Raw genomic sequence first — 6,227 nt, forward strand, 5'->3', positions numbered from 1 at the left:
TCACATCGTGAAACGCGCCACCGTCGAACGAGACTCGATCAGTCGAGATCGTCGTGCCGCATGAGCTGCCGCGCCGCCTCCGTGATCGACCCGCTCAGCGACGGGTACACCGAGAAGGTCGCCGCGAGATCGTTGACCGACAGGTTGTTCTGCACGGCGATCGCGATCGGCAGGATCAGCTCCGACGCCGTCGACGCGACCACGACACCACCGATGACCACGCCGGTCGCGGGACGGCAGAAGATCTTCACGAAACCGCGCTTGAGTCCCGCCATCTTCGCGCGCGGGTTGGTGTTCAGCGGCAGCATCACGGTCCGCGCCGGGACCTCGCCGTTGTCGATCGCGGCCTGGCTGACACCGACCGTGGCGATCTCCGGGCGCGTGAACACGGCGGACGCAACGGTTTTGAGCTTGATGGGGCTCACGCCTTCACCGAGCGCGTGGTACATCGCGATGCGGCCCTGCATCGCGGCAACCGACGCGAGCGGCAGCAGACCGGTGCAGTCACCCGCGGCGTAGACGCCCGGCACCGCGGTGCGCGACACGCGGTCGACCGGGATGTAGCCGCCGCGATCGAGCTCGAGCCCGATCTTCTCGAGGCCGAGACCGGACGTGTTGGGAATCGAACCGACGGTCATGAGAGCGTGGCTGCCCTCGACGATCCGGCCGTCGGCGAGCAGCACGCGCACCCCGTCCTCGGTGCGTTCGACCACGTCCGCGCGAGCGTGCTTGACGAGGGTGACACCGCGCTCGGCGAACGCGTCCTCGAGCACGAGCGCCGCATCCTCGTCCTCGTGCGGCAGCACACGGTCACGGCTCGACACCAGGGTGACCTGCACGCCGACTTCGGTGTACGCGGAGACGAACTCGGCGCCGGTGACACCGGACCCGACGACGACCAGGTGCTCGGGCAGCTTGTCGAGGTCGTAGAGCTGACGCCAGGTGAGGATGCGCTCACCGTCCGGCACCGCACCGGGCAGCACGCGGGGGCTCGCGCCGGTCGCGATGAGAACGACGTCGGCGTCGAGCACCCTCTCGTCGCCGGTGAACAGGTTCGCGCGGACCTGGTGGGCCGCCATGCCGACCTCGCGGTCGATGAGTTCGCCGTGCCCCGAGTAGATCGACACACCGGCGGCCTCGAGCTTGGTGCGGATGTCGGCGGACTGGGCACGGGCGAGTCCCTTGACGCGGGCATGGACCTGCGGCAGCGAGACGGCGGCGCGTTCGAGCTCGATGCCGAGGTCCGCGGCGCGGCGCATGTCGGTGCGCACCCCGGTCGACGCGATGAAGGTCTTCGACGGCACACAGTCGAACAGCACACAGGCGCCGCCGATCCCGTCCGAATCGATCAGTGACACCGTCGCGCCGTACTGGGCCGCCACCAGCGCAGCCTCGTAGCCCGCAGGCCCACCGCCGATGATCACGATCCGGGTCATTTTTCTCCTCTGTATCGATTCCGAGATGGTCCTCGGGCCGGTTTCCGGGCGTGCAGGGTCACCGCTTCGCCCTCATAAACGCTATGCCACCGGGCGCGGGCAGCGCATACGGACGCGCGGACTCGGCGACAAGTGCCCCGAATCCTGCGTCGGGCGGTGACCGATTAGCCTTAGGCACGTGCCGATCTACGCCGCCTACGGGTCCAACATGCATCCGGAGCAGATGTTGCAGCGCTGCCCGCACTCGCCGATGGCCGGTACCGGGTGGTTGCACGGCTGGCGGTTGACGTTCAGCGGCGCCGACCTCGGGTGGGAGGGTGCCCTCGCGACCGTCGTCGAGGACGAGGACTCGAAGGTCTTCGTGGTGCTCTACGACGTGCCGGACGAGGACGAGCGCAGCCTCGACCGCTGGGAGGGCTCCGAACTGGGCGTCCACCGCAAGATCCGGGTGCGTGTGGACACCGCCGACGGGCCGGTTCTCGCGTGGCTGTACGTCGTGGACGCGTACGAGGGCGGCCTGCCGTCCGCCCGCTACCTCGGGGTCATGGCCGATGCCGCGGAGATCGCGGGCGCCCCCTCCGACTACGTGATGGACCTGCGGACCCGCAACAGCCGCAACGTCGGACCCGGCCGGCCCGACGCGTTCTGAGGGCCGGGGTTCCGTCAGGCCCGGGGTCCGTCAGTCCGCGTAGAACGGGCCCGGCAGGCACACCCGAACCGACACCGCGTCCCCGGGGCGCAGGTCGTCGACGTCGCCGCGCAGTGAGCGGATCGTGATGTCGGGTCCGTCGACCCGCACCTCGCTGTGCGCACCACCGAAGGCGATGTCGCGGACGTGAACGACGACTTCTCCACCGCCCCTTCGACGGAGATCTGCTCAGGTCGCACCAGAATCCGGCCGGTGCCGCGCCCCGGCGCGGTGAGCTGCACCTTTCCGACCGCCGTGTGGGCATGGTCGCCGTCCGCTTCGGCGTCGAGCGCGCTGAACGGCAGGCTGAGCTCATCCAGCCGTTTCACCCTGCGCCGAGCACGAGGTTGGTCATCACCCGCACCCCCACCGGCAGCGCCCGCTCGTCGAGGTCGAACGTGGGCTGATGGATGTCGAGCGCCGGTCCGGTCCCGAATCCCACACCGAGCCGGCCCATCGCCCCGGGGATCTGCTCGAGGTACCACGAGAAGTCCTCGCCGCCACCGGATTGCGGTGTGTCGGCCAGGGCGTCCGGGTCGGTGGCCCGGATCGCGGCCTCGAACATGCGCGCCGAGACCTCGTCGTTGACGACCGGGGGCACACCCCGGCGATAGTCCAGTTCGTAGCTGACCCCGGTCGGTGCGAGCAGACCGTGGACGACCTCGCGCACCATGGGTTCGAGCAGTTCCCACGTCTCGTGGTCGCCGGTACGCACGGTGCCGGCGAGCATCCCGGTCCGCGGAATCGCGTTCGGCGCCTTGCCCGCGCTGACCGCACCCCAGACCATGACGGTGCCGGTCCGGGGATCGATGCGGCGGCTGAGCATGCCGGGCAGTCCGGTGATGACGGTGCCGAGCCCGTAGACCAGATCGCCGGTCAGGTGCGGGCGCGAAGTGTGACCACCGGGCGAATCCAGCACCAGTTCGACGGTGTCGGCGGCGGAGGTGATCGCACCGACCCGCATCCCGACCTTCCCCGCTTCGAGGCGCGGATCGCAGTGCAGCGCGAAGATCCGGGACACCCCGTCGAGACCGCCGGCCGCGACGACGTCCAGGGCACCGCCCGGCATGACCTCCTCGGCGGGCTGGAACACCAGCCGGACTCCGACGGGCAGCTCGGGGACCTCGGCCAATGCGAGTCCGGTGCCGAGCAGGACGGCGGTGTGGGCGTCGTGACCGCACGCGTGCGAAACACCGGGGACCGAGGACGCGAACGGCAGTCCGGTCAGCTCCTGCATCGGCAGGGCGTCCATGTCGGCGCGCAAGGCGATACGCGGTCCCGTGGTGGGCCCGAGATCGCAGATCACGCCGGTCCCGCGAGGCAGCACCTTCGGTTCAAGCCCGGCCGCGGACAGGTGCCCCGCGACGAACTCGGTCGTCGCGTACTCCTGGCGCGCCAGTTCGGGGTTCGCATGGATGTGGCGACGCCATGCGGTGAGGTCCTGGGTGTGGTCACCGAGCCACTTCTCGACATAGGGGTTCATCGGCGCGCGACCCCTTCGAGGAGGCGATCACGCTGACCGGCATCGGACGCGACGCGGGCCGCGGTCGCCGCGAGCGCCCGGGCTCCGTCGAGCACCGCCCGATCCGCGGACTCGGTGATACACGCCGCCGCGAAAGCAGCCTGGTGCGTGACCGCACCACCCGAATCGAGTCCGATGACCGGATGGATACCCGGCACAACATTCGTCACGTTTCCCATGTCCGTGCTGCCCAGCGGGCGCGATCCTTCCTCTTCGACGGGCAGCGGCGCCCGTCCCATGCCGATGATCACCTCACGATATGCCTGTACGAGCCACGGGTCGGGAGTGAGTTCGGTGTAGGTGGGTGACACCGTCCGGATCCGGTGGGTGCAGCCGGCGGCGAGCGCCCCTGCCGCGAAGCAGTTCCCGGCCCGTTCGGACAGGTCGGCGAGCGACTCCGCGGTCGTCGCGCGCAGGTAGTACAGCAACTCGGTGTGCGCGGGCACGATGTTCGGGGCCGTGCCGCCGTCGCTGACGATGCCGTGGATCTGCTGGCCCGGCAGGAGGTGCTGACGCAGCAACCCGATCGCGACCTGGGCGACGGTCGCGGCGTCGGCGGCGTTGCGTCCGTACTCGGGTGCCGCCGACGCGTGCGCCTCGCGTCCTTCGTAGCTGACGGCGATGTCCGCCAGCGCGAGGGAGGTCGCACCGGTGATGTCGAAGGGACCCGGATGCACCATCATCGCCGCGGCGACGTCGTCGAACACCCCGCGCTCGAGCATGAGCACCTTGCCCCCGCCGGTCTCCTCGGCGGGGGTTCCGATGACCCGCACGGTGACTCCCAGGGCATCGGCGACGGACGCGAGACCGAGACCGGCACCGACGGCAGCGGCGAACTCGTCGTCGGAATCTGCGCCGAGTACGACGACGAGTTCGCCGCTGCCGAAGCGGGCGTCGAACGCGGTCGGGAGATCGGCGATCCCCGTGCGGATCTCGAATCCCGCGGCGCGCAGGACCTCGACGACCTTTGCGGCACTGTGGTGCTCGTCGAACGCGAGTTCCGGTTCCGCGTGGATCGAATGCGAGAGGGCGATGAGCTCGTCGGACGCCGCCTCGATCACCCTGTCCGCTTCGGTCGTCACATCGTCCAGTCTGTCATGCCGACCGCCCGGTCCAACGGTCAGCCGAAGCGGAAGTTCGACTCGTCGGTCTTCGTCTCGAGTGCGGCGACGAGGGGCGCGTGCAGGCCCCGTTTGACGACGCCGAGGTTCGCGCCACGGGTCGAGGTCAGTCCCGCCGCCCGCTCGACCGCCGCGGCCAGGACCGCGTCCCCGTCGACGGCCTGCGCGACGATCCCGGCGGCCAGCGCGTCGGAGCCTCCGTAACGGCGGCTCGTGGTGACGGCCTCGACCGCGGTGGCCGGGGTCAGCCGGGTGCGCAGCAGCGCGGACATGCCGACGGTGAACGGCATACCGAGCTGCACCTCGGGCAGGCACCAGAAGCCGCGGTCGGCGCGCATCACCGCGAAGTCGTGGGTGAGGGCGAGCATCGCGCCGGCGCCGAACGCATGGCCCTGGATCGCGGCGACGGTCGCGGCGGGGAAGGTCAGCATCCGCACGTACAGCGCGTGCACGGTGTCGAGATAGCCGGGCAGGTCGGGCAGATTCCCGAAGATCCAGTCGGTGTCGAGGCCGTTGCTCCAGAATTTTCCGGTCGCGGCGGTCACGAGTGCGGCGGGACCGTCGTGCGCCTCCACCTCGTCGAGCAGCGCACCGATCTCGGCCAGCCGGTCGGGATGGAAGCGGTTCTCGTCGACCTCCCGGTCCCGGTCGCCGAGGTACAGGACGAAGACGTCGCCGTCACGTTCGAGATAAGGCATGGACACGAGGATAGACCCAATAGCTACTCGCGAGTAACAAGCAGGTTGGCACTAGGGTCATGCGCCATGGGAGCAGCCGACGCCATCCTCGATCCCCCCGCCGAAGCCGGACGGGCCGCCGCCGTCCTCGCCGAGCGCACCGGAGTGGCCGCCCACCCGGTCGCCGTGGTGCTCGGCTCGGGATGGCGCGCCGCCGTCGAACGGTTCGGGCCGACCGTCGCGGACGTACCCATGAACGACCTGCCCGGCTTCACCCCGCCGACCGCGGCCGGTCATCCCGGAACCGTCCATTCGATGACCGTCGGACGGACCCCGGTGCTGTTGCTGGCCGGGCGCATCCACGCCTACGAGGGCCACGACCTCAGCCGCGTCGTGCATCCGGTGCGCACCGCCGTCGCGGCCGGCGCCCGCACCGTGATCCTCACCAACGCCGCCGGCGGCATCCGCCCGGATCTGAAGGTCGGCGAACCCGTGCTCATCTCCGACCACCTCAATCTCACCGGCCGGTCGCCACTGGTCGGCGCCCAGTTCGTCGATCTCGTCGACGCCTACTCCGCCGACCTGCGCAGCCTCGCCCGCGAGATCGACCCCTCGCTCGCGGAGGGGGTGTACGCGGGTCTGCCCGGCCCGCACTACGAGACGCCGGCCGAGATCCGGATGCTGCGCACCCTCGGCGCCGACCTCGTCGGCATGTCCACGGTGCACGAGACGATCGCCGCGCGCGCCGCGGGAGCACGCGTGCTCCCGCGGCGCGCGCGGCGA

6 protein-coding genes are annotated in these 6,227 nt (G+C 70.4%); 2 read left to right on the plus strand and 4 right to left on the minus strand.

Annotation, left to right across the window (positions count from 1 at the left end; all coding sequences use genetic code 11):
• Positions 1 to 38: 38 nt before the first annotated feature.
• Positions 39 to 1,436, minus strand: coding sequence for an NAD(P)H-quinone dehydrogenase (locus I0Q12_RS19910; protein ID WP_197253845.1), 1,398 nt, complete (start codon positions 1,434 to 1,436; stop codon positions 39 to 41).
• A 178-nt stretch (positions 1,437 to 1,614) separates the two neighbouring features.
• On the opposite strand from I0Q12_RS19910, the gene I0Q12_RS19915 reads away from it, so the two are divergent.
• On the plus strand, positions 1,615 to 2,085 hold the full coding sequence (locus I0Q12_RS19915; RefSeq protein ID WP_197253847.1) for a gamma-glutamylcyclotransferase: 471 nt from the start codon (positions 1,615 to 1,617) through the stop codon (positions 2,083 to 2,085).
• Between the two features lie 364 nt (positions 2,086 to 2,449).
• Here I0Q12_RS19915 and I0Q12_RS19920 read toward each other — a convergent pair whose 3' ends face one another.
• From I0Q12_RS19920 to I0Q12_RS19930, 3 genes are read right to left on the minus strand one after another with little or no spacing between them, the layout of a single operon-like run.
• Complete coding sequence (locus tag I0Q12_RS19920) at positions 2,450 to 3,607, minus strand: M20 family metallopeptidase (RefSeq protein ID WP_197253849.1); 1,158 nt, start codon at positions 3,605 to 3,607, stop codon at positions 2,450 to 2,452.
• Positions 3,604 to 4,728, minus strand: a complete 1,125-nt coding sequence (locus tag I0Q12_RS19925) for an amidohydrolase (RefSeq protein WP_197253852.1) — start codon at positions 4,726 to 4,728, stop codon at positions 3,604 to 3,606. Before I0Q12_RS19925 ends, I0Q12_RS19920 begins: the two co-directional genes overlap by 4 nt.
• Positions 4,729 to 4,766: 38 nt before the next feature.
• The gene (locus I0Q12_RS19930; RefSeq protein ID WP_197253854.1) at positions 4,767 to 5,465 is read right to left on the minus strand and encodes an enoyl-CoA hydratase/isomerase family protein; all 699 of its coding nucleotides are present in this window, start codon (positions 5,463 to 5,465) and stop codon (positions 4,767 to 4,769) included.
• Positions 5,466 to 5,531: 66 nt separating this feature from the next.
• Here I0Q12_RS19930 and I0Q12_RS19935 point away from each other — a divergent pair.
• Positions 5,532 to 6,227, plus strand: a 696-nt coding sequence (locus I0Q12_RS19935; protein ID WP_197253856.1) for a purine-nucleoside phosphorylase, incomplete at its 3' end; no start/stop codon positions are given.

Origin of the sequence: Rhodococcus sp. CX, from assembly GCF_015865005.1 — a bacterium.
Taxonomy (GTDB): domain Bacteria; phylum Actinomycetota; class Actinomycetes; order Mycobacteriales; family Mycobacteriaceae; genus Rhodococcus.